This is a genomic window from Paenibacillus sp. FSL H8-0537 (genome assembly GCF_038051995.1).
In the GTDB taxonomy this organism is placed as follows: Bacteria; Bacillota; Bacilli; order Paenibacillales; family Paenibacillaceae; genus Pristimantibacillus.
This window is the reverse complement of sequence record NZ_CP150290.1, coordinates 6,394,838-6,418,693: the sequence shown is the minus strand read 5'-3', so window position 1 is coordinate 6,418,693 and position 23,856 is coordinate 6,394,838. Positions and strand designations below refer to the sequence as shown.

Here is a 23,856-nt window from a genome sequence, read left to right as displayed (position 1 = left end):
TCAGGATAAGAAGAATATCCTTTAGGAGGACTATTGTGAATATATTGCTGACCGGCGGAGCTGGTTTTATTGGAAGATGGGTAGCCAAGCAACTGCTTGAGGATGGCCACAACTTATGGATTATTGATGATTTATCTAATGGCAGGGAAGCGAATATTGAGGAATTTCGCCAGCATTCGCGTCTGGAGCGTTTCATTGAGGGGTCAATACTCGACGAGTCTTTGCTGAAGCAGCTTTTCGAAGAACATAAATTCGACATTTGCTATCATCTTGGCGCATCTATAAATGTACAGGATTCTATAGATGATCCTCGCACTACCTTCAACAATGATACAATTGGAACCTTTCATGTGCTGGAGCAGGCTCGTAAGCATAATGTCAAAGTCGTATTTATGAGCACCTGCATGGTTTATGACCGTTGTACAGAAGAGAGCGGAATTGCAGAGCATCATCCGATCAAACCGGCTTCGCCTTATGCAGGCGCCAAAATTGCTGCTGAAAATATGGTACTGTCGTATTATCATGCATACGGTTTGCCGACGGTTGTTATACGTCCATTTAATACCTATGGTCCGTTTCAGAAGACCGGAGGCGAAGGCGGAGTTGTAGCTATTTTCTTAAAGAACAAGCTAGCAGGCAAAGATTTGAATATATACGGGGAAGGTACGCAGACGCGTGACCTGCTGTATGTGGCGGACTGTGCGAGATTTGTCGTTGAAGCAGGCTATTCCGATAAAGTGAACGGCGAAATCGTCAATGCGGGCTTGGGCCGTGACATTTCGGTTAATGAATTGGCGAAGCTCGTGCTGGAGGGGGATGAATCCCGTATCCACCATGTTGAGCATATCCATCCGCAGAGTGAAATTCAGAAGCTGCTTTGCAACTCATCCAAAGCCTTTGGGCTGCTTGGCTGGAAGCCAGAGGTGACTCTGGAAGAAGGGATTAAGCGGACAGAGGACTGGATTCGCGTAACGGATTTGATTTAATTTAGGAAAGGCGGCAGATCAGATGGAATATGCGGGACCAGTTAGAGAAGCGCTGCTGCCTTATGGCAAGCAGTGGCTGGATGAAGAGGATATCGAGGCTGTGGTGCAGGTTTTGCGCGGCGAGCTTATTACTCAGGGTCCAGCTATTGAGCGGTTTGAGCGCCGGGTGGCGGAATACGCCGGCGTTCGTTACGCGGTTGCTTTTTGTAATGGAACGGCGGCCCTTCATGGCGCCTGTTTTGCTGCGGGCATCGGTGATGATGATGAGGTTATAACAACGCCAATTACCTTTATAGCCAGCAGCAATTGTGTGTTGTATATGGGAGGCAAGCCAGTTTTCGCAGATATATTGCCTGATACCTATAATATCAACCCGGCTGAGGTAGAGAGGCTAATTACGAGCCGTACCAAGGCGATTATTCCGGTGGATTTTACAGGACAGCCTGTAGATATGGATCGAATTAATGAACTGGCTCGCAAAAATAATTTGGTCGTCATTCATGATGCCGCCCATTCTTTAGGAGCCTCTTATGCAGGGAAGAAGGTAGGCTCATTGGCACATATGACAATGTTCAGCTTTCATCCTGTCAAACATGTGACTTCAGGTGAAGGCGGCATGATCGTAACCGATGACGAGCATTATTATAAACGCCTGCTATTGTTTAGAAACCATGGTATGACACGGGATGCTGCTGTTATGCAGAAAAACGATGGCCCTTGGTATTATGAAATGTCGGAGCTAGGCTACAATTACAGAATGACAGATATTCAAGCGGCATTAGGCCATTCACAAATGGGCAAGCTCGATCATTTTGTAGATCGTCGACGGGAGATTGCTGGGGCTTATAACGAGGCTCTATCCGGCTTGGATGGGTTAGTCCTGCCGTTCCAGCACGAGAAAAGCGACTCCAGCTGGCATTTATATATGATCCGCTTTGAGCAGGGCAAGTTTACGGCTGACCGTAGGGAGATTTTTGAGGCATTTAGGGAAAATAATATTGGGGTTAACGTTCATTATATCCCTGTGTACCACCAGCCATTTTATAAGAATAAGGTTAATGAGGTAGTGCATTGCCCCGAAGCGGAGACGTATTATCAAACCTGCATTACACTTCCGTTGTTTCCAAGGATGAATGAACATGATGTGGCTGATGTAATAACAGCCGTGTTGAAAATATATAAACAATATTATTCAGGAATATAGCTCGCCTATTGGAGGAACTATGGATAAATACTCAATTCTTCATAAAATCAAAGCGATTTATCAACAAAACGGAAATATCATTCAGCACTTAAAAAAAATGAGCGGAAGCCCGATGAATAGCACGGAAGATATAATGATCAGCTATGATTTTCAAGCTGGTTCATACATTGCAGGTTATAAGAGCAATCCCGTATCACGAGATGCATTCAGTACTGCATTGGCTAAAATATTAGATGGCCTTGAGTCATACGATTCTTTATTGGAAGTGGGCGTTGGCGAGGGGACTATGCTTGGAATCACCATTCCTCGACTTCAAAAACAACCCGATAAGGCATATGGATTCGACATATCATGGTCTAGAATAAAATATGCTAAAGCCTTCATCAAAGAGCAAGATTTGGAGTGCGTAAGGCTGCTCACCGGCGATATGTTTCAGTCCCCATTTAAGGATAATGCGATAGATGTTGTTTATGCAACTCATTCGATTGAATCTAATGGTGGCAGAGAAGAAGAAGCTTTAAAGGAACTCTATCGAATTGCAGCCAAATTCTTGGTGCTCCTTGAGCCTACACATGAATTTTCTTCTGAAGAAGCAAAGAAGAGAATGCAAGAGCATGGTTACGTGAAGGATTTATACTCTAAAGCAGTCGAGCTAGGTTACGATGTAATTGAGCATCGTCCATTTGAGGCGAACTACCATGAACTTAACCCTGTTAGTGTCATCATTATTAGGAAAAATAATGAAGGTGTATCGAAGTCGGAAAAGCCGCTATGTTGTCCGATTACAAAAAGCGAGTTGATTCAATACGAGGATTGCTACTATTCACCTGAAAGCCTACTAGCGTATCCGATTTTAGGCGGTATTCCGTGTTTGCTGCCTCAAAATGCAATAGTGGCCACTAAATATCAAACAAAGCTGGAATAGGCAGAATGGTGAGAACCTTCTCTTATTTTGAAAAGCGTAATGTAGGATGAATCTCACGGTGCTTTCTTAAGAAGTTGTACAATTCATTTACAAGCAAAAGGCATATACAGTCGCAATGTATTCGCTTACAATAAATTGTTTGACAATTCTAATAACGCGGTGTTATAGTCAAATTGTGGGCCACATGAGTAAGGTGTTTCACAGTATTTGAAGATGAAGGGACTGTTTATGCATGCAAGGTAAAGTTAAATGGTTTAACGCGGAGAAGGGTTATGGATTTATCGAAACTGATCAAGGCGGCGACGTATTCGTTCACTTCTCGGCTATTCAAACAGAAGGCTTCAAAACTCTTGACGAAGGCCAAGCGGTTGAATTTGACATCGTAGAAGGCGCACGCGGTCCACAAGCTGCTAACGTCACTAAACTGTAATCATCAGGCTGCAATAGCCAGTCTATAGGATTTATTTATATGTAAACTTTAAGCTCCGGGCAACCGGGGCTTTTATTTTGCCGAATGGCACTAGGTGCTTGTTAATCTTTGCTCGTTCAAACCTTCGACATAAATTATTAGAAAATTCTAAATTAATAGAAAATAGTTTTACTATACCTCCCCTACTATGTTATAATAAGAACATGTAAAGGAGGCATGCCCCATGGAATACATCATTCGAGGTCAACATTTACAAGTGACAGATGCACTCAAGGAATATGTCGAGAAGAAGCTCGGCCGCTTAGAGAAGTATTTTGAAGCCCCTACCTCCGAAACAACCGTAACCTTATCGGTGACGAAAGGCATACACGCTGTTGAGGTCACGATTCCGATTGCCCGCAACTTTTTGAGAGCAGAGGAAAAAAGTGCCGACATGTACGCCTCTATTGATACAGTTGTGGATAAGCTCGAAAGACAAATTCGCAAGCACAAAACGAAAGTTAACCGTAGATTCCGCCATGACAGCGGTGTGAAATCGCTATTCAGGGAAGAAGGCTCCGCCGTAGGCGTTCTCGAGCATGAGGAAGAGGATTTCGAAGTCGTAAGAACGAAGAAATTCCTGCTCAAGCCGATGGATGTGGAGGAGGCCATTTTGCAAATGAATATGGTCGGCCATAACTTTTTCGTATTCGCCAATAGCATTAATGAAGAGGTGAACGTCGTGTACAAACGCGATGATGGAACATATGGATTAATTGAACAAGGCTAATACAAGGCCAGTCGTACTTATATATTTATTGCAATTTTAAGCCTTTCCTCCTGCGGGAGGGAAGGCTTTTTCATTTTTTTGTCATGGTGCATTTATCCATAGGAGACAGTGCTGTTTTTTAATAGGTAGACGTTTTGATTTCGCCCTCTGCGCGATGTATAATGAACTCAGTTGAAAACATAGACGGTTCGCCTTTTTTCTTTTCGAAAGGTTTGTTATATTCTTACCTGAAAATAATGGTGATGCGTTGCGGTGCATCCTGCAAACTGTTACAATTTAAGGCAAACAAGCGTAAGGTGAAAGGGGAAGCCCCATGCTCGGATTAGTGAAAAAAATATTTGGTGATGCGAACGAGCGCGAGGTTAAACGCCTCACGCGTAAAGTAGAAGAAATTAATGCACTGGAGTCAACCGTATCGGCTTTGTCCGATGAGGAGCTCACAGCTAAAACGGCACAATTCAGAGCTCGCCTTGCTAAAGGGGAGACGATTGATCAAATATTGCCAGAAGCTTTTGCAGTTACGCGTGAAGCTTCGAAGCGTACGCTCGGCATGCGTCATTTTGATGTGCAGCTGATGGGCGGTATCGTTCTCCATGAGGGCAAAATCGCTGAGATGAGAACCGGTGAAGGTAAAACGCTCGTGGCGACACTGCCTGTATATTTGAACGCGCTATTGGAGAAAGGCGTACACGTTGTAACGGTCAATGATTATTTGGCCTCCCGTGACAGCCAGCTGATGGCTCAGCTTTACAATTTCCTCGGCATGACGGTCGGCTGCAACTTGAACGGCTTATCGCATGAGGAGAAGCAAAGCGCTTATGCTTGCGATATTACGTACGGTACGAACAATGAATTTGGCTTCGATTACTTGCGCGACAACATGGTTCTCTACAAAGAACAAATGGTTCAGCGCCCGCTTTATTTCTCAATTATTGATGAAGTGGACTCCATCCTTGTCGATGAGGCGCGTACACCGCTTATTATTTCGGGACAAGCTGCCAAGTCGACTGATCTTTATTATGCCGCGGACCGCTTCCTGAGCCGTTTGAAGGCGGAAGAGGATTATACGATTGATGTGAAGCTGCGCAACGTTATGCTGACGGAAGAAGGCGTGGAGAAGGCAGAGAAGGCGTTCCATATTGAAAATCTTTTTGATCATGAAAATGTGACGCTCAATCATCATATCCAACAGGCGCTTAAAGCTAATGTTATCATGAAGCGCGATGTCGATTATGTCGTTCAAGATGACGAGGTTATTATCGTCGACGAGTTTACGGGGCGTTTAATGTCGGGTCGTCGTTACAGCGATGGCTTGCATCAAGCGATTGAAGCGAAGGAACAGCTCAAAGTTCAAAATGAGAGCATGACCTTGGCGACGATTACGTTCCAGAACTATTTCCGGATGTATCGCAAACTTGCGGGCATGACGGGTACGGCGAAGACGGAGGAAGAAGAGTTCAAGCGGATTTACGGCCTGGACGTTATTCAAGTTCCAACGAACCGCTCTATGATTCGTAAAGATCTTCAAGATGTCGTCTATAAATCGGAAACAGGCAAGTTTAATGCCGTTGTTGAGGAGATCGTTGCTCGTCACGCGAACAAACAGCCGGTACTGGTTGGTACGATTTCCATTGAAAATTCCGAGAAGCTGGCAGATATGCTTAAGCGCCGTGGCGTTGGACATAAAGTACTCAATGCGAAGTTCCATGCGGAAGAGGCTGAAATTATTTCGCGTGCCGGTCAAGCCGGATCTGTTACGATTGCAACAAACATGGCAGGACGCGGTACCGACATTATGCTTGGCGAGGGCGTAGCTGATTTTGGCGGCCTTCATATTATTGGTACGGAGCGCCATGAGAGCCGCCGGATCGATAACCAGCTGCGTGGTCGTGCCGGACGTCAAGGCGATCCGGGCTCGTCCCAGTTTTATTTGTCGCTGGAAGATGAACTGATGCGCCGTTTTGGCTCGGATAACATTATGGCCATGATGGATCGTCTTGGTCTGGAAGAGGATCAACCGATCGAAAGCCGGATGATTACCCGTGCAGTAGAATCGGCTCAGAAGCGCGTAGAAGGAAACAACTTCGACCAGCGTAAAGTCGTTCTCCAATATGATGATGTCATGAACCAGCAGCGCGAAGTCATTTACAAGCAGCGTCTGGACGTGCTTACTTCCGATAACATCCGTGAAATCGTCATGGAAATGATTAAAGCGGTTATTGGCCGCACGGTTGAAGCTCATTGTACGGAGGATATTCCGGAAGAGTGGGATTTGGAAGCTATTATCGACTACGTAGATGCCAACCTTCTCAATGAAGGCACCGTCACAAGAGACAACATTTGGGGTAAAGAAATTGAGGAAATTACACAATTTATTTATGACAAAGTCGTTGCTTACTATGACGAGCGTGAAGCTGAGCTAGGCGAAACAACCATGCGTGAATTCGAGAAGGTCGTTTCGCTCCGCGCGGTTGACAGCAAATGGATGGATCATATCGATGCAATGGACCAGCTGCGTCAAGGTATCCACCTTCGGGCATACGGCGGCACAGATCCGCTTCGCGAGTACCAATTTGAGGGCTTTGAGATGTTCAAAGCGATGATTGATGCGATTCAAGAGGAAGTTGCTAAATATATTATGAAGTCGCGCGTAGAGAGCAACCTGGAGCGCCAAGAGGTAGCTCAAGGCCAGACGACGACGAACAGCCCAGGCGAAAGCCAAGAGAAACGTCCGGCGAAGCGTCTGGACCGGGTTGGGCGCAATGATGATTGCCCATGCGGCAGCGGCAAGAAATACAAGCAGTGCCACGGTAAATAAGGTACTGATTGGATAGGCAAGGCTTAACGCGCCAGTGTGCGAAAGAGATGCGGCAGAAGCTGCTTCGCTTCGCAGCAGGCGCGTTTATGCCATCAAGCAGCATAGCAAGCAAAAACGACTTCGTCGTCCTTCTAGGACGTGCGAAGAGCTTTGTCGGAGAAATATAAGCCTATTTATAAGGGGAAATACTTATAAATTCTTATATTTCAAGTAAAAGCTGGGCAACCAGACAAGATAAGAAATTTGAGGTGAAGCGTACGCTATGATAGAACCAACGGTGAAACAGGACTTGCGAGAAATAGCGAAGCGGCTCCAAGATCTCAGGGGGTCTCTTTGACTTAGATCTTAAGAATGAGCTGATCGCAAACTTTGAGGAAAAAATGACGGCGCCTGATTTTTGGGATGACAATGACAAGGCGCAAAACGTGATTTCCGAAATGAATGCGGTCAAATCGGTCGTCGATCAATATTTGCGCTTGAACGGCGAGATGGAAGATTTGCAAACGATGCTGGAGCTTGCGGAAGAAGAGCAGGACGTGACGCTTGAGCCTGAGCTGCTGGAAGGAACAGCCCAGCTGCTGCGCAAGCTGAATGACTTTGAGCTGACGCTGCTGCTCAACCAGCCGTATGATAAGCTCAACGCTATCGTTGAGCTGCATCCTGGCGCCGGCGGCACCGAGTCGCAGGACTGGGGCCAAATGCTGTACCGCATGTATACACGCTGGGCGGAGAAAAGCGGCTTCAAGGTCGAGCTGCTTGATTATCTGCCAGGTGATGAGGCAGGCATCAAGAGCGTCACGATTTTGGTCAAAGGCTACAATGCCTACGGTTATCTTAAAGCGGAGAAGGGCGTACATCGCCTCGTTCGTATTTCACCATTTGATGCGTCAGGCCGTCGTCATACGTCCTTCGCATCTTGCGATGTAGTACCGGAAATCACCGATGACATCGATATTGAAATTCGCAGCGAGGATTTGAAGGTCGATACATACCGCGCAAGCGGGGCGGGCGGACAGCATGTCAACAAGACAGAATCGGCGATTCGTATTACGCATATTCCCTCGGGTATCGTCGTTGCCTGCCAGCAGGAACGTTCGCAAATTCAGAACCGTGAGCGGGCTATGAATATGCTGCGTTCCAAGCTTTATGAGCGGAAAATCGAAGAGCAGCGTCAGCATCTCGCGGAAATTCGCGGCGAGCAATCGGAAATTGCTTGGGGCAGCCAAATTCGCTCCTATGTTTTTCATCCGTACAGCATGGTCAAGGATCATCGCACATCGGTGGAGACAGGCAATGTGGGAGCCGTTATGGATGGCGACCTGAACGCCTTCATCAACGGATATTTGCGCCATCAAATTCGCCACGACTAACAGCTGACGATTGCAGCGTTCCTATAAGCTAGCCCGAGTGCTGGGCATTTGCGGTAAAAGGCTATAAGGATACAGGATCTGGATGAATACGCATGGATCAAGCCATATTGACGTAAGCTAAGAAGAGTTCCGACTCGAACAAGGGTGGAACTCTTCTTTTTTATGAGCGTTTTACATAAGACTTTATGAATTTGGGTGGGATTCGATATGGTGAAAGAAATGAATGATAAAGGCAACCCCAGGTCATACACAGCTAAATCGACAGTAATAAATAAACGAATAAAGAAACCGCTCAGCCCTGGAAAACAGCTCTTTTGGAGCATGCTTCAGGTGCTGCTGGGCTCTTTTTTAATGGCGGCAAGCTTTAATTTATTTCTGGTGCCCAATGAGATTGCCTCAGGCGGCGTTTCCGGCATTTCGATTTTGGTCCAACGTTTTGCTGACATTCCGCCAGCTTATACACAGTGGGCTGTAAATATCCCCTTGTTTTTTGTGGGGCTGTGGCTGCTGGGCAAGCGTTATGCGCTTAAGGTGGCGCTGGGCTCCGTTGTGCTGCCGTTATTCGTTCTGCTTACATCCCATTGGGAAACACCCACACATAATCCATTGCTTGCTGCTATATATGGAGGGATCGGCGTTGGTCTCGGGCTTGGCATTGTCTTTCGTGGGGGCGGCTCGACGGGCGGGCTTGGCTTGGCTGCGCAAATTTTGCATCGTTACACGGGAATATCGCTAGGGCTCGCCGTTGCTATTTTTGACGGATGTGTCATTATTGCAGCTGGCCTGCTTATTTCGCCGGAAGTGGCGTTGTATGCTTTAGTCGGGCTCTTTGTGACGAGCAAAACGATTGATATTATTCAAAGCGGGCTGCCAGTGTCGAAGGTCGCTTTTATCATTAGCAGCGAGCCTGAAAAAGTGTCGGAGGCGATTCTTTATGATCTCGACCGCGGTTTGACCAAGCTTGCTGGGCATGGCGGCTACAGCGGGGAAGGTCGGACCGTGCTGATGGTCGTTGTGGGGCAAATGGAGGTGGCGAAGCTCAAGCAGCTCGTTCGGACGGTGGACCCGACTGCATTTGTCATCATCAGCAACACATCAGAGGTAGTAGGGGAAGGGTTTAAGCTGGAATAGAAATAGCGATATCGCTCCATGACAGCGGGTTGTTCGAGCGTGCGAGGCGCAAAAATACATCCATTCGCTCATTGTATTAATATGAAATGACATGTATAATAATACGGAAAAACAGTGTGTTTTAATCGACTGCCGAATCATGTACAATATACTTTTAGATAGTCTCATAGGGAGAGATGATGGATATGAGCGAAAAACTGAAAATAGCTATTATCGGTTCAACCGGCTACGGCGGCGTTGAGCTTATTCGATTGTTAGCCTCACATCCTCTTGCTGAGGTGACCTCGGTTATTTCATCATCCAGCGCGGGGACGCCGATAACGGAAGGATACCCGCACTTAATAAGCATTCGCGAAGAACTGCTAGATGATGTAGAGCCGCAGACGATTCGCAGCAAAGCGGATGTTGTGTTTTTGGCAACACCAGCGGCTGTCGCTTCCAAGCTGGCACCCGGTTTGCTGGCTGTAGGCCTTAAAGTGATTGATTTATCCGGCGATTACCGCCTGCAAGATAGAGAGTTATATGAAAAATGGTACAAAAAGCCGGCGGCGGACGAGGAGTTTTTGAAGCAAGCGGTGTACGGATTGGCTGAAGTTTATGGCGACCGTGTGCGGGGTGCGAATCTCATTTCCAACCCAGGCTGCTACGTTACGGCGGCGCTTCTTGGCCTAGTTCCGGCTGTGCAAGCTGGCTTTATCGATCCGGACAGCATCATTATTGATGCGAAATCCGGCGTTTCTGGAGCGGGCCGCGGCGCGAGTCTTGGCACGCACTATTCCGAGCTGAACGAGAGCTTGAAAGCATACAAGCTGAATCAGCATCAGCATACTCCTGAAATCGAAATGGTGCTCTCTGATGTAGCGGGCCGTTCGGTTGTGACGACGTTCTCAACCCATCTCGTGCCGATGACGCGCGGCATTATGACAACGATGTATGCAACGGTGAAAGATGGCAGAAGCGCGGATGATTTTATGGACCTGTATCGCAGCTATTACGAGAACCGCCCGTTCGTGCGCATTCGTCCTGAAGGACAACTGCCTGCGACGAAGGAAGTGTGGGGCTCCAACTATTGCGATATCGGCTTTGCGTTCGATAGCCGTACAGGCAGAATAACGATTGTTTCGGTCATTGATAATTTGGTCAAAGGTGCAGCGGGACAAGCGATTCAGAACATGAACCTTATGATGGGCTGGGATGAGACGCTTGGTTTGCAGTTTGTTCCTGTTTATCCATAAGAAGCAGCATAATCTAATTTAGCATGAAGCGAAGGAGAACGATGTAATTATGGAACAGGGACACACGGCACCCCTTTATACGGTTGTGGCGGAAGGCTCGATTACAACACCAAAGGGCTTTACAGCGGGCGGCATTCACTGCGGCCTCAAAAAAACCACGCGCAATGACCTTGGCGCGATTGTATGCGAGGTTCCGGCGGCAGCGGCGGGCGTGTACACGACAAATGTATTTCAGGCGGCACCGCTTAAGGTGACGCGCGAGAGCATTGGCGCGGATGGCCGCCTGCGTGCTGTGCTGGTCAATAGCGGCAATGCCAATGCTTGCACGGGCGAGCAGGGTGAAGCGGATGCTTATGAAATGCGCAATAAATTCGCTGAGCGGGTTGGCGTTGCAGCGGATGAAGTAGCGGTAGCTTCTACCGGCGTCATTGGTGAGCTGCTCAAGATGGACAAAGTACGCAGCGGCATCAGTGAGCTGCCAGCGAAGCTGGCTTCCGATAAGCAAGCGGCAGAAAGCTTCTGCCAAGCGATTTTGACGACCGATTTAGTGCAAAAAATGGTCTGCGTATCCGTAGAAATTGACGGACAGCTCATTCATATCGCTGGAGCGGCGAAAGGCTCCGGCATGATCCACCCAAACATGGCAACGATGCTTGGTTTCGTTACGACGGATGCGGCAATTGGCAGCGAAGCGCTGCAGCAAGTGCTGCGTGAAGCGACGAACCATACTTTTAATATGATTACGGTTGATGGCGATACAAGCACGAACGATATGCTCGTTGCGATGGCAAGCGGACTTGCCGGCAACAGCGAGCTTCATCCGCAGCATGAAGGCTGGGCAGCTTTCGGCGCGGCGCTTCGCCATGTGTGCGAGGTGCTTGCGAAAGCGATCGCGCGTGACGGCGAAGGCGCAACGAAGCTTGTCGAGGTTCAGGTGCGTGGAGCGGTTAGCGATGCATCGGCGCAGGCGATTGCAAAGACGGTCATTGGTTCTTCCCTTGTGAAATCAGCGGTTTTTGGAGCTGATGCGAACTGGGGCCGGATTATTGCGGCAGTAGGCCGCGCTGGCGAGCCTGTCAATCCGGATACGGTCGATATTTCGCTAGGCAGCATTGTAACGCTGCAGCAGTCGAAGCCGGTTGCTTTTGACGAGGAGAAAGCTTTGGAATATTTGAAGGGCGACACGGTCGTCATTCATGTGGATCTGCATATGGAAGCGGGCGCGGCAACAGCTTGGGGCTGTGACCTGACTTATGACTACGTGCGAATTAATGCGGCTTACCGTACATAACGGTGCATAAGGCGGGCATTAAGCGATAAAGGGGCTCATAATAGCATGACGCAACGATTTGTAATGAAATGCGGCGGCAGTACACTGGCTGCGCTGCCGGAATCTTTCTTTGGCGAGCTGCGGGAGCTGCAGCAATCCGGCGTTAGCCCGGTTATTGTACATGGCGGCGGCCCGGCGATCTCGGAGACGTTGGCGAAGCTTGGCATTGAGACCGAGTTTGTCGGCGGCTTGCGCAAGACGAGCGAAGCGGTGCTGGATGTCGTCGAAATGGTTTTATCTGGACGCATCAACAAGGAAATTGTGCGGAAAATGTCTTCCTGCGGCGCACAGGCGCTCGGCTTATCCGGTGTGGATGGCCAGCTGATTACAGCCCGCCCGGTCGCAAACGCTGATGAGATTGGCTTTGTAGGCGATGTGACGGACATTAATGCTGCTGTTATAGAAGGCGTGATGGCAATGGGTTATATTCCTGTTATCGCGCCTGTAGGCATTGACGCACAGGGGCAGCGCTATAACATTAACGCGGATACTGCGGCTGGAGCTGTAGCTTCCCATCTGGGCGTTCATCAAATGATCGTAGTAACCGATGTGCCGGGCATTATGCGCACGGTCGATGGCGTGAAGCAGGTGCTGCCTGTGGTCACTGTTGCTGATATTGACGAGATGATCGCAAGCGGAGAAATATATGGCGGAATGATTCCGAAGGTTCGCGCAGCTGTGCAATGTATTCAAGGACAGGTGCAGGAAGTGGTCATCGTCAGCGGCGAGGAGCCAGGCGTATTGACTAAGGCAGTGCGCGAGGGCGGAGTCGGTACGCGTATCGTCAAAGGGGTTTAAATCGCGAGAGCGGGAGGGAGGATATAAACGATGAGTGAGAAAACAACAACTTCGGTAGCGGCAAATTCGCTGCTTCCTACTTATGCGAGATACCCAATCGCGCTGGTGAAGGGCGAGGGAAGCTGGCTATGGGATGATCAGGGCAAGCGTTACCTTGATTTCATGAGCGGCATTGCCGTTACGAATTTGGGACATGCGCCTCGCAAAATCAAGGAAGCTTTAATTAAGCAGCTGGATGAGCTGTGGCATGTATCCAACCTGTTTCATATTCCGAATCAGGAGGAAGCTGCTAAGCTGTTGACGGACAACAGCAGCGGCGACGCTGTATTTTTCTGCAACTCGGGCGCAGAGGCGAATGAAGCGGCAATTAAGCTGGCGCGCAAATACCAGCAGAAGATTAAAGGCAATGGCCGTTATGAAATCATTACGTTCGAAAATTCTTTCCATGGACGGACGCTGGCAACCTTGACTGCGACGGGCCAAGAGAAGGTAAAGGAAGGTTTTGCTCCGTTGCCGGAGGGCTTCAGATACATTCCTTACAATGATATTGAAGCGCTGGAGGCGGCAATCAGCGATAAAACAGCGGCAGTTATGCTGGAGCTGGTTCAGGCAGAAGGAGGCATTTATCCGGCTGATCCGGCATTTGTGCATGCCCTGTGCAAGCTATGCCGCAAGCATGGCATTTTGCTTATCGTCGATGAAATTCAGACGGGCATGGGCCGTACAGGCAAGCTGTTCGCTTATGAGCATTACGGCATTGAACCGGATATTTTCACGCTGGCCAAAGGGCTTGGCAGCGGCTTCCCGGTAGGGGCAGCTGTGTGCAGGGAAGAGCTGCGTGAAGCGTTTGGTCCAGGAAGCCACGGTTCAACTTTTGGTGGAACACCTATTGCAACAGCTGTTGTGAAGGCGACGCTGGAGACCATTGTCGGCGACCGTCTGTCTGAGCGTGCGGAGGAGAAGGGCGACTACTTGACGTCGCAACTGAAAGCGAAGCTTGAGGGCAATTCATTCGTGAAGGACATTCGCGGCAAAGGGCTGCTTGTAGGTATCGAATGCGCGGAGCCAATCGCTGGATTGCTCACGGCAGCGCAGGATAAAGGGCTGCTCGTCATTTCGGCAGGGCCGAATGTCATCCGTCTGCTGCCAAATCTGCTCGTTACGAATGAGGAGATTGATCAAGCGGTGAGTATTTTGGCAGAGCTGCTGGCAGGCACAGGCGCTGGCGACAATAAATAACAGCTGTCTAACAGCTATCATAAATGAAACGCATAGATGGAAGTGGAGGAGATACGATTGCAAGAAGCAGTAAAAGAAGAAATGGTTGCGAGCCTGAAAGGCCGCGATTTTCTCATGCTGGTGGATTATGCGCCAGCGGAAATCCGTTACCTGATCGATCTCGCTATCGAGCTCAAGCAAAAGCTGAAAGCGGGCGAAACGCATCATTTGCTTAAAGGAAAAACACTCGGAATGATTTTTGAAAAATCGTCGACGCGTACGCGCGTATCGTTCGAGACGGGCATTTACCAGCTCGGTGGACACGGACTATTCCTGAGCGGCAATGATTTGCAAATCGGACGGGGCGAGTCGATTTGGGACACGGCACAGACGCTTTCGCGTTATTTGGACGGCATTATGATTCGTACGTTTGCTCATCGCAAAGTAGTGGAGCTGGCACGCGGCGCAACGATACCGGTTATTAACGGCTTGACCGACCTTTCCCACCCTTGTCAGGCGCTGGCCGACTACCAGACTATTCTTGAGCACAAAGGCAAGCTGGAAGGGCTGAAAGTGGCTTATATCGGCGATGGCAACAACATGGTTCACTCCCTGCTGATGGGAGCAGCTAAGCTGGGCATCGACATGTCGGTTGCGACTCCGGAAGGTTATGAGCCGGATGCAGACATCGTGCAGCAGACGAAGGATCATGCAGCTGAGACCGGCTCGCGCATTCATGTATGCCGCGATCCGAGAGAAGCCATTGAAGGCGCTGACGTTGTTTATACGGACGTATGGGCGAGCATGGGGCAAGAAGCGGAGCAGAAGGAACGCGAGAAAGCATTTGCCGCTTATCAAGTGAATGAAGCATTGACTGCACATGCGAAGAAAGACTACTTATTCATGCACTGCCTGCCTGCACATCGCGGCGAGGAAGTGAGTGAGGGTGTTATTGACGGCGACCACTCGATTATTTTTGATCAGGCGGAAAATCGTCTTCATGCTCAAAAGGCCATTATGGCCGCGATTATGTAACAAAGCTTAATTCGGCGTTATTCAGTTTGCCACCCGCATAGCGGATTATTCGCCAGGATTATTCATCATGATTTTAAGGAGTGCGACAATTACAATGGCTAAGGAAAAAATCGTATTGGCATATTCGGGCGGTTTGGACACGTCCGTCATTCTCAAATGGCTGAAAGAAACGTATGATGCGGAAATTATCGCGTTCACAGCTGACATCGGGCAAAAGGATGAGCTGGATGGACTGGAAGCAAAAGCGCTTGCGACAGGCGCTTCGAAAGTTTATATCGACGATCTGCGCGATGAGTTCGCGTCTGATTTTATTTACCCGATGTTCCAAGCTGGCGCTTTCTATGAAGGTCAATACCTGCTTGGCACCTCGATTGCCCGCCCGCTGATCGCGAAGCGTATGGTTGATATTGCACGCGCTGAAGGTGCGACCATTATCGCTCATGGCGCGACTGGCAAAGGAAATGACCAAGTTCGTTTTGAGCTCGGCGTTGCCGCGCTTGCTCCTGATATTAAAGTGATCGCGCCTTGGCGTGAAGAGCAGTTCCGTGAAGAGTTCCCGGGACGCGCAGAAATGATCGCTTATGCCGAGAAGCACAACATTCCCGTTCAAGCTTCGGCTGCCAAACCATATTCTACTGACCGCAACCTGCTGCATATCAGCTTTGAGAGCGGCATGCTGGAAGATCCTTGGTTCGATCCAAGCTCCGATGAGAACAAAGATATGTTCGTGCTCAGCGTAGCGCCGGAAGATGCACCGGACCAATCCGAATATGTGGAATTGTCCTTCGAAGCGGGCAACTGTACGGCCATTAATGGCGAGTCGTTGACTCCGCTGCAAGTCATGGACAAGCTTAATGACTTGGGCGGCAAGCACGGTATTGGTCGCGTGGATATGGTCGAAAACCGTTTTGTCGGCATGAAGAGCCGTGGTGTCTATGAGACGCCGGGCGGCACAATCCTGTTCAGCGCACACCGCAAAATGGAGTCGCTCACGATGGACCGTGAAGTCATGAATCTGCGTGATTCCCTCATTGCAAAATACAGCCAGCTTGTATATAACGGCTTCTGGTTCGCACCTGAGCGTCTTGCGCTGCAAGCTCTCGTGCTGGAATCCCAGAAAAACGTGACGGGTACTGTTCGCCTGAAGCTGTACAAAGGCAATGTCATCGGCGCTGGCGTACAAAGCCCTGTGAGCTTGTACAACCCAGAAATCGCTACGATGGAAGCTGATCCGACACAAGCTTATGACCAAGGCGATGCTACAGGCTTTATCCGCCTGAACGCACTGCGTTTGAAGGTCGGAACGAAATACAGCGGTAAATAACAATAAAAGTACGTCATTTATTAATAGATGCCGGAAGCAAAGGAGAGGCCGCTGCATGCAGCGGCCTGTGCCTTATCCGGGAGGGAGTGCGATAACGTGAGCAAGTTATGGGGCGGCAGATTTACGAAGAAGACCGATCAGTTGGTGGAGGAGTACACAGCATCCATCCTGTTCGACAAGGAACTGGCGGAAGAAGATATTCAGGGCAGCTTGGCTCATGTGACGATGCTGGGCAAGCAGGGCATTTTGCCAGATAAAGATGTGGAGACGATTCAGGACGGCCTGCACCGCGTCTTGCAGCGCATTAAGCGCAATGATCTGGAGTTCTCGGTGTCCGACGAGGATATTCATATGAATATCGAAAAAACGCTCATTGACGACATTGGCTCCGTAGGCGGCAAGCTGCACACTGGACGCAGCCGTAATGACCAGGTTTCGACCGATATGCATCTTTACTTGCGCAAGCGCGTTGTAGAATTTGTGGATTTGCTGCAAAAGCTGCAAGCGTCGCTCGTGGAGCAGGCGAAAGCGAATACGGCTACAATCGTGCCGGGCTACACGCATTTACAGCGCGCCCAGCCGATTTTGTTTGCCCATCATCTGATGGCATACGTGGCGATGTTCGGACGCGACATCGAGCGCCTGCAAGACAGCTACAAACGCATCAATATGCTGCCGCTTGGCGCAGGCGCGCTTGCGGGTACAACGTTTCCGATCGACCGTCATTTTGTAGCCAGCCAGCTGAAATTTGATCGTGTTTATGAAAATAGCCTGGATGCAGTCAGTGACCGCGACTTTATTTTGGAATTTCTCTCCCATGCTTCGATCATTATGATGCATCTGTCGCGTCTGAGCGAGGAGCTCATCCTGTGGTCCAGCACAGAGTTCAATTTCGTCGAGCTGGATGATGCCTTCTGCACAGGCAGCAGCATTATGCCGCAGAAGAAAAATCCGGATGTGCCTGAACTAGTGCGCGGCAAAACAGGTCGTGTCTATGGCAACCTTGTTGGCCTGCTGACGGTTTTAAAATCGCTTCCGCTCGCGTACAACAAGGATATGCAGGAAGACAAGGAAGGTATGTTTGATACGGTTCGCACACTGCAAGGCGCGCTGCAACTGTTCGCGCCGATGATCGCTACGATGAAGGTCAACAAAGACCGGATGCGCCAAGCGGTTAATCAAGATTTCTCTAATGCGACCGATATTGCCGATTTCCTCGTGGGCAAAGGTCTGCCTTTCCGCCAAGCGCATGAAGTTATCGGTAAAACGGTGCTTTATTGCATCGAGCAGGGCAAATATTTGCTCGATTTGAAGCTGGAGGAATTCAAGCGATTTTCCGAGCTGTTTGATGATCGCATTTATGCGGTGCTCCAGCCGGAGCAGGTTGTGGATGCGCGCAACGTCTATGGCGGCACAGCGACTGTACAGGTTGAAGCAGCTATTGGCCGTGCCGATGAGGACCTGCTGAAGGTAGCCGCATGGGTAACGGAATACGCAGAGCGCAGCCGTTAAGCTCTGTTTGTGATATAAAATCAAAAATCTCCAAATCCACCTTTACAGTGGGTTTGGAGATTTTTTACTTTCTCGCATGAGCTTATAATTAAAGTAATCGCATGCGTATGCGTATGTGCTGCTTCCTTATGGGGCAAGTACAGGAGCGACGCGATGCTTCGTCCCTTGCTCGTAGGAGTAAGCCAGCTTGATCAGCGTCGGCTCGCTGTATTCGCGGCCCAGGAATTCAATGCTCGCTCCGAGTCCTTCAGCTGTGTAGCCGGCAGGCACTGTAATAGCTGGGAAGCCGGAGAACGGGCTGAGGCGATTGTTGCCGCCTGCGCTTTGTGCTTCGCCAATCAATGCTGCTGTTTGCGTAGTGGAAGGATAGACGATCGCATCAAGCTTATGATCAGCCATCACTTTCAGCAGCGCATCTTTTGTCGTTTTGGTGCGGAACAGCACGATATCTTTGTAGTCCTCTGTATTCAGCGATTGTCTGGCATCACGTGTTTTGAGCGAAGCTTCCATCGACTTGTCGAATTGACCGGAAGCAATAATTTCAGTAAGCGAGTGGTAAGGGGCTCTGGAGCCCAGTTCAGCTAAATATTCATTCAGCTGGAATTTGAATTCGTAGCCGCTGAGGCTTGGGTAAGCCATAATTTCCTTCAGGTTTGGAATGGTAATATCGACAGTTACCGCTCCTAGCTTGGCTAAATCCTTAACAGCCGCTTGTACCACTTCAGTGGTAGGCTGCTCTGCTTCCGCAGTTCCGAATAGCTCGGTCGCCACTCCAATGCGCGCGCCTTTCAAGCCTTTTGCATCCAGATAGCTCGTGTAGCTGCTCGGAATGTGGCTGATGCTTGCTGCTGTCGCGACATCGTCAGGGTCATAACCAACCGTTGCGTCCAATACGATGGCTGCATCCGTCACGGTCCGGGTCATAGGTCCGCCTACATCCTGCGACAGGGCAAGCGGGATGATGCCGTCGCGGCTGGAGAGGCCGATCGTTGGGCGGATGCCGACCAGACTGTTATAGGTCGAAGGGATGCGGATGGAGCCGCCTGTATCGGTGCCCATGCCAATGACGCCGAAGTTTGCCGCAATGGCAGCGCCTGTACCGCCGCTAGAGCCGCCGGGGTAGTGGTCCAGTGCATAAGGGTTCAAGGTTTGACCGCCTAGGGAGCTGCTAGTTGTAATGCCGAATGCAAACTCATGCAAATTGGCTTTGGCTAAAATAATGGCGCCTGCCGCCTTAAGCTTGGCAACCTGATCGGCATCCTCCGAAGGAATGGAATCCTTCAGGCAGAGGCAGCCTGCCGTCGTTGGCATGTCATTTGTGTCATAGTTGTCCTTCACAATAACGGGAATGCCATGCAGCGGGCCGCGAATGCCGGAGGAAGCACGTTCTTTATCCAGCTCCTCGGCGATTTCAAGCGCCCTTGGATTAATCGTCAAAATCGCGTTCAGCTTAATGCTTTGGTCATCGTATTTCTCGATGCGGTCCAAATATTGCTGAACCAGTTCTTTGTAAGTAAGCTTGCCTTGACCGACAGCCTGCTGAATGCTGGCAATCGTCGCTTCTGGCAGCAGGAATGGCATGCTGTAATTATAAATGCGATAGGCAAGCGCATAGGCCCCCGCATAAGTTAACGATTGGTTTGGCGCAAATTGGGTCTGGTTAACGCCAAGCATCAGCTTCGCTTCCATGACCGCTCCTACCGATGCAGCATAGGATGCTTTATCCGGCACGTCTTTGTATGGTTCGGCGGCTGGGGACAAATGCAGTCCTTCAGCGATCATAACCGCAGCATCCTTGCGAGTGACGGTCGCCCCTTTCGGTGCGGCTTTAAACGTAGCGTCTCCGCCTGCGAGCTTGGCGCTTTGGTCAAACAGTATTTTTAGCTCCGCCGAAGGAATAAGTTTATCAGGGGAAATGCTGGCATCCCCCAGCTTCAGCTCTATCGCTTTCGAAGATTCTCCTTGATAGACAGCTGCTGCCGCAGCAGTAGAGGCTGTTAAAGGCCCTGTGAGCAGCAATGCGCCGACAAGCAAAGCAGCACTGTGTTTTTTCCATGATGAAAGAAGATTTGGCATCTTTAAACTCCCTCTCTATTATGTAATGTAACCTGACATAATTAAAGAGTATAGTAGAGGGCATAAAGTATGCAAGGTTCATAAATCATCCAAGTAAGCGGTTGAATAACTGAATTACTAGATATATCAGCTATTTCATCCCATTATCTCAATGTGTTAATAAAACTAACATTAATGATAATCTCGAATCTATTAATGTTATATTCATGTTATACAATTATTATATAATTACGATGTTGAATATCGAGATTTAGCTAATGCCATCCTCAAGCAGCGGTTCTGTCGGTGTACCCGATCCGTTGGGTGAGCTTGACGCGCTTGGAGCTGGAGCGGGCTCGGGGACGGGTGCCTGATCGGTGCCCCCTGCTTTCCCTGTGCCAATATGAATGACAGTAGGCTGAGCACGGTAAGTGTCGCGCGAAATGCGTTCCTTTAATGGAGGCTTGCCATTTTCCAGTGTCACTCTAAATGTGTCGACGACGTAGCCATTGCGCCCAGGAGCGATTACCTTGCGTGTGCCAGCTGGCAGTGCAGGGTCTTGAAGCTGCTGCACCTCTGGAGACAGCGTGCCGACAGTAACCGATTCAATGCGGTACTGGACGTCCTCGGACATATTTCCGAATAGCTTGACCGTCAGCTTGCGTCCCTCAGATGTAGCACGAATGACGATGTACTTGTCCGTTGAGTTGCGAAACCGAAAGTTAATGGCGCCGTCGGCATAGGTAGCGTCTTGTCCAACGGGCAAATAAGAAACGGGAAGCGAGTGGTTGCGTCTTTCGACAATTTCAAGTCCGGCGCGCAGTGCGGCATTGTAAAGCGTGCTGGACACTTGGCAGATGCCGCCGCCAATACCGGGTACAAGCTTGCCGTTCAAAATGACGGGCGCTTCGCGAAAGCCGTATTTTTCCTCGACCCTGCGAATGACTTTGCTGTAGTCAAAAACCTCGCCCGGAGCCAGCAGCCAGTTGTCGAGAGCCGCTGCCGTTGAGGCGACATTATAAGCGCGGCCTTCTGTACTAGCGGCGAAGTCGGTCGTGAACGACATCAATTTGCGCTCGACCCCCTGCGCCTTGAGCTGCTCCAGCGTGACGGAAGGAGATAGGGTGAGGATAGGAAGCTCGGTGCGATACGCCGCCTGTTTCGCAGGAGAACTAGCACCGGTGGCGAGCCAGAGCCAATTTTTCACTTCAGCAGCGAGGCGACTCATTTCAATACGGTAGGCTTCTGCCTCTGGCTCATAAAAAATTTCGTCCTGATCCGTGATGGTTCGGGTGGCATCTTTGGGCTCATTTTGCTCTAGCCAGCCCCACTGCTGGCGAACAAGCTTTTCGAACAATGCTTGATCAAACGTCTGCGCAAGCTCAAAGGTTCGCGGAAAATGATAGCGGTATTTCGCCGCTTCCCATAACGTTCCTTTGCCGAGTTGCTGTAAAGCCTCGCGCACTTCCGCAGTATTTGCTTGGTAGCCGAGCTCCTTCGCCCTCCATGTGCGCCTGTCCGAGCCGGCGTTGCCAGTAGCAACCGTCAGTTCGCGTGCTCCTAGAGCCTGCTCATAGTCGCTCAGCAGCTTTATCGCTTCTGTAATAGGCATTCCGCCAATGTTAAGCCCACCCGCTGTTACGCCTGTCGGCACGGTGCGCTGCTCGGCATAATAGGTGAGTCCACCCCAGCTGACGGACGCTGCAAGCAGCAGGGCAAATACAAAAATGCTGATGAGATGCAATTTTTTCAATGGGACAATCCCCCTTCCTTCGGGTCAAGCAAAAACGACTTCGTCGTCCTTCTGGGACGAGCGAAGAGCTTTGCCCTAGAATTCTAAGCGGATCAAAGGATGAAACTTCTAAATTCTTAGAATTCAAGGTGAAATGGATTTCGCCGTCCTTTGGCGGCGCAGCTCGTTTCACTCCGAGAAATATAAGCCCATTTATAAGTGCGTAACTTATAAATTTTTATATTTCAAAAGCGACTCTGTTATGTATATGCAAGCAGCTAGAATGAATATGAGAATTGTGAAAAATGAGGAAAGAAACCGTCGAAAAGAAAGGATTTGCCACGTCATTGTCGAATTACTAATGCTGACTAAAAACAGGATGTGATAACGTGATTGAAATGCAAGACATTTGGAAGACTTACGTCGACGGTACCCATGCACTGCGAGGAGTGTCCGTACGCATAGATCGTAATGAATTTGTGTATTTGGTAGGGCCTTCCGGGGCAGGGAAATCAACCTTCATGAAGCTGATCTATCGCGAGGAAGTGCCTACGAAAGGGCAGCTTTCCGTAAATGGTTTTAATATAGGCAAGCTCAAGCCGCGCAAAATTCCATTTGTACGGCGCAACATAGGCGTTATTTTTCAAGATTTTAGATTGCTTCCGAAGCTGACGGTGTTTGAAAATGTCGCTTTTGCGATGGAGGTTATCGAAGCGCCCAAGCGGATTATTAAAAAACGGACGATGGAGGTTCTCGATCTCGTTGGTCTGAAGCATAAGCATGCCAGCCTGCCGGCCCAGCTTTCAGGAGGAGAACAGCAGCGTGTGTCGATTGCCCGGGCAATAGTGAATAACCCGTCGGTTATTGTAGCGGACGAGCCTACTGGCAACCTAGACCCGGAGACGTCCATGGAAATTATGGCTTTGCTGGAGGAAATCAACTTTCGCGGTTCAACCATCGTCATGGCGACGCATAACCGCGATATTGTAAACAGCTTGCGCAAGCGTGTCATCGCTATCGAGAATGGCTTGGTCGTTCGGGATGAGGCAAGAGGGGAGTACGGTTATGAAATTTAGAACCCTGCTCCGCCACCTTAGAGAAGGCTGTAAAAATATAATTCGCAACGGCTGGATGTCGTTTGCTTCCATTAGCTCGATTTTTATTTCGTTGTTTTTGCTCGGGGCGTTTATGCTGCTGGCGCTGAATGTAAACAATTTTGCCTCCTCGGTAGAGAGCAAGGTGGAAATTCGCGTATTTCTGCAGCTGGATATAGACAAGGCGAAGATGAAAGAGGTCGAGAATAAAATTCTCGCCCTTTCTGTAGTGAAGCAAGTTACGCTGGTTACGAAGGAAGAGGGACTTGAGGAGCTTCGCAAAAACTTGAGTGACGAAGGCTTGCTTGACGGCTATGATGATGCGAGCAATCCGCTGCCGGACTCATTTACGGTAGAAGTATTTAAACCTCAGTCTGTCAGCATTGCAGCCACGCAGATCGAGGCGCTTAACACGGGCGATGAAACAGCGCCAATTACGAGTGTGAAATATGGGGAAGGCAAAATCGAGACGCTGTTCAAAATTACGAATGCGGTGCGTACAATTGGCCTCGTGATCGTACTTGCGCTTACGGTTACGGCGATGTTCCTCATTTCCAACACGATTAAAGTGACGATTGTTGCTCGGCGCCGGGAAATCGGCATTATGAAATTGGTAGGCGCAACGAATGCGTTTATCCGCTGGCCATTTTTCATTGAAGGTGCGCTTATTGGCATGATTGCTTCGATATTGACAACGGCGGTACTGCTCGTCAGCTACGCGCAGTTTGTCAAATTGACGCAGGAGGGACTTGGGCTGATGATGCTTAGTCTCGTATCGGTTCAGCAGGTTGGACTTGAAATTAGCGGTGTATTAATTGGACTGGGCTCCTTGATCGGCATATGGGGAAGTACGATATCCATTCGAAAATATTTGAAAGTGTAGGTGGACG

The 23,856-nt window shown here is 49.5% G+C and carries 19 protein-coding genes; 17 read left to right on the top strand and 2 right to left on the bottom strand.

Going from position 1 to position 23,856, the window contains the following annotated elements; all coding sequences use genetic code 11:
• Window positions 1-35 precede the first annotated feature (35 nt).
• The 15 genes from MHB80_RS27195 (at window position 36) to argH (ending at window position 18,085) form a co-directional block, all read left to right on the top strand.
• Window positions 36-986 (top strand): GDP-mannose 4,6-dehydratase, encoded by a 951-nt coding sequence (locus tag MHB80_RS27195; RefSeq protein WP_341279846.1) that lies wholly within the window; start codon window positions 36-38, stop codon window positions 984-986.
• A gap of 22 nt (window positions 987-1,008) precedes the next feature.
• Window positions 1,009-2,190, top strand: a complete 1,182-nt coding sequence (gene pseC / locus MHB80_RS27190; RefSeq protein ID WP_341279845.1) for a UDP-4-amino-4,6-dideoxy-N-acetyl-beta-L-altrosamine transaminase — start codon at window positions 1,009-1,011, stop codon at window positions 2,188-2,190.
• Between the two features lie 19 nt (window positions 2,191-2,209).
• On the top strand, window positions 2,210-3,115 hold the full coding sequence (locus MHB80_RS27185; protein WP_341279844.1) for a methyltransferase domain-containing protein: 906 nt from the start codon (window positions 2,210-2,212) through the stop codon (window positions 3,113-3,115).
• A 232-nt stretch (window positions 3,116-3,347) separates the two neighbouring features.
• Entirely contained in the window at window positions 3,348-3,545 is a 198-nt protein-coding gene (locus tag MHB80_RS27180) for a cold shock domain-containing protein (protein WP_056036940.1), read from the top strand.
• 223 nt (window positions 3,546-3,768) lie between these two features.
• Window positions 3,769-4,314: a ribosome-associated translation inhibitor RaiA gene (gene raiA / locus MHB80_RS27175; protein WP_046229713.1), complete on the top strand. Its 546-nt coding sequence runs from the start codon at window positions 3,769-3,771 to the stop codon at window positions 4,312-4,314.
• Window positions 4,315-4,627: 313 nt separating this feature from the next.
• On the top strand, window positions 4,628-7,132 hold the full coding sequence (gene secA / locus MHB80_RS27170; protein WP_341279843.1) for a preprotein translocase subunit SecA: 2,505 nt from the start codon (window positions 4,628-4,630) through the stop codon (window positions 7,130-7,132).
• A gap of 262 nt (window positions 7,133-7,394) precedes the next feature.
• Window positions 7,395-8,502 (top strand): peptide chain release factor 2 gene (prfB, locus tag MHB80_RS27165; protein ID WP_341279842.1). Its coding sequence is split into 2 segments (ribosomal slippage): window positions 7,395-7,466 and window positions 7,468-8,502, totalling 1,107 coding nucleotides; the frame shifts between segments, so codons are not numbered across the junction.
• A gap of 207 nt (window positions 8,503-8,709) precedes the next feature.
• The gene (locus tag MHB80_RS27160; RefSeq protein WP_341279841.1) at window positions 8,710-9,633 is read left to right on the top strand and encodes a YitT family protein; all 924 of its coding nucleotides are present in this window, start codon (window positions 8,710-8,712) and stop codon (window positions 9,631-9,633) included.
• 185 nt (window positions 9,634-9,818) lie between these two features.
• Window positions 9,819-10,868: an N-acetyl-gamma-glutamyl-phosphate reductase gene (gene argC, locus MHB80_RS27155; protein ID WP_341279840.1), complete on the top strand. Its 1,050-nt coding sequence runs from the start codon at window positions 9,819-9,821 to the stop codon at window positions 10,866-10,868.
• Window positions 10,869-10,917: 49 nt separating this feature from the next.
• Complete coding sequence (argJ, locus tag MHB80_RS27150) at window positions 10,918-12,159, top strand: bifunctional glutamate N-acetyltransferase/amino-acid acetyltransferase ArgJ (RefSeq protein ID WP_341279839.1); 1,242 nt, start codon at window positions 10,918-10,920, stop codon at window positions 12,157-12,159.
• A 45-nt stretch (window positions 12,160-12,204) separates the two neighbouring features.
• Window positions 12,205-12,996 carry an acetylglutamate kinase gene (gene argB, locus MHB80_RS27145; RefSeq protein ID WP_056036956.1) on the top strand — a complete coding sequence of 264 codons (792 nt, stop codon included), beginning with the start codon at window positions 12,205-12,207 and terminating at the stop codon, window positions 12,994-12,996.
• Between the two features lie 30 nt (window positions 12,997-13,026).
• Window positions 13,027-14,235 carry an acetylornithine transaminase gene (locus MHB80_RS27140; RefSeq protein WP_341279838.1) on the top strand — a complete coding sequence of 403 codons (1,209 nt, stop codon included), beginning with the start codon at window positions 13,027-13,029 and terminating at the stop codon, window positions 14,233-14,235.
• Between the two features lie 57 nt (window positions 14,236-14,292).
• Window positions 14,293-15,249: an ornithine carbamoyltransferase gene (argF, locus tag MHB80_RS27135; RefSeq protein WP_341279837.1), complete on the top strand. Its 957-nt coding sequence runs from the start codon at window positions 14,293-14,295 to the stop codon at window positions 15,247-15,249.
• 94 nt (window positions 15,250-15,343) lie between these two features.
• Window positions 15,344-16,573: an argininosuccinate synthase gene (locus MHB80_RS27130; RefSeq protein ID WP_341279836.1), complete on the top strand. Its 1,230-nt coding sequence runs from the start codon at window positions 15,344-15,346 to the stop codon at window positions 16,571-16,573.
• Between the two features lie 96 nt (window positions 16,574-16,669).
• Window positions 16,670-18,085 (top strand): argininosuccinate lyase, encoded by a 1,416-nt coding sequence (gene argH / locus MHB80_RS27125; protein WP_341279835.1) that lies wholly within the window; start codon window positions 16,670-16,672, stop codon window positions 18,083-18,085.
• Between the two features lie 126 nt (window positions 18,086-18,211).
• On the opposite strand, the gene MHB80_RS27120 is transcribed toward argH, so the two are convergent.
• Both MHB80_RS27120 and MHB80_RS27115 read right to left on the bottom strand, forming a co-directional pair.
• On the bottom strand, window positions 18,212-20,161 hold the full coding sequence (locus tag MHB80_RS27120; RefSeq protein WP_341279834.1) for an amidase family protein: 1,950 nt from the start codon (window positions 20,159-20,161) through the stop codon (window positions 18,212-18,214).
• 250 nt (window positions 20,162-20,411) lie between these two features.
• Window positions 20,412-21,893, bottom strand: a complete 1,482-nt coding sequence (locus tag MHB80_RS27115) for a VanW family protein (RefSeq protein ID WP_341279833.1) — start codon at window positions 21,891-21,893, stop codon at window positions 20,412-20,414.
• Between the two features lie 368 nt (window positions 21,894-22,261).
• Here MHB80_RS27115 and ftsE point away from each other — a divergent pair, with 368 nt between their 5' ends.
• Together ftsE and ftsX are read left to right on the top strand one after the other, a co-directional pair.
• Window positions 22,262-22,948, top strand: a complete 687-nt coding sequence (ftsE, locus tag MHB80_RS27110) for a cell division ATP-binding protein FtsE (RefSeq protein ID WP_046229739.1) — start codon at window positions 22,262-22,264, stop codon at window positions 22,946-22,948.
• Complete coding sequence (gene ftsX, locus MHB80_RS27105; RefSeq protein ID WP_341279832.1) at window positions 22,938-23,849, top strand: permease-like cell division protein FtsX; 912 nt, start codon at window positions 22,938-22,940, stop codon at window positions 23,847-23,849. The genes ftsE and ftsX overlap by 11 nt, the downstream gene beginning before the upstream one ends.
• Window positions 23,850-23,856: the final 7 nt, after the last annotated feature.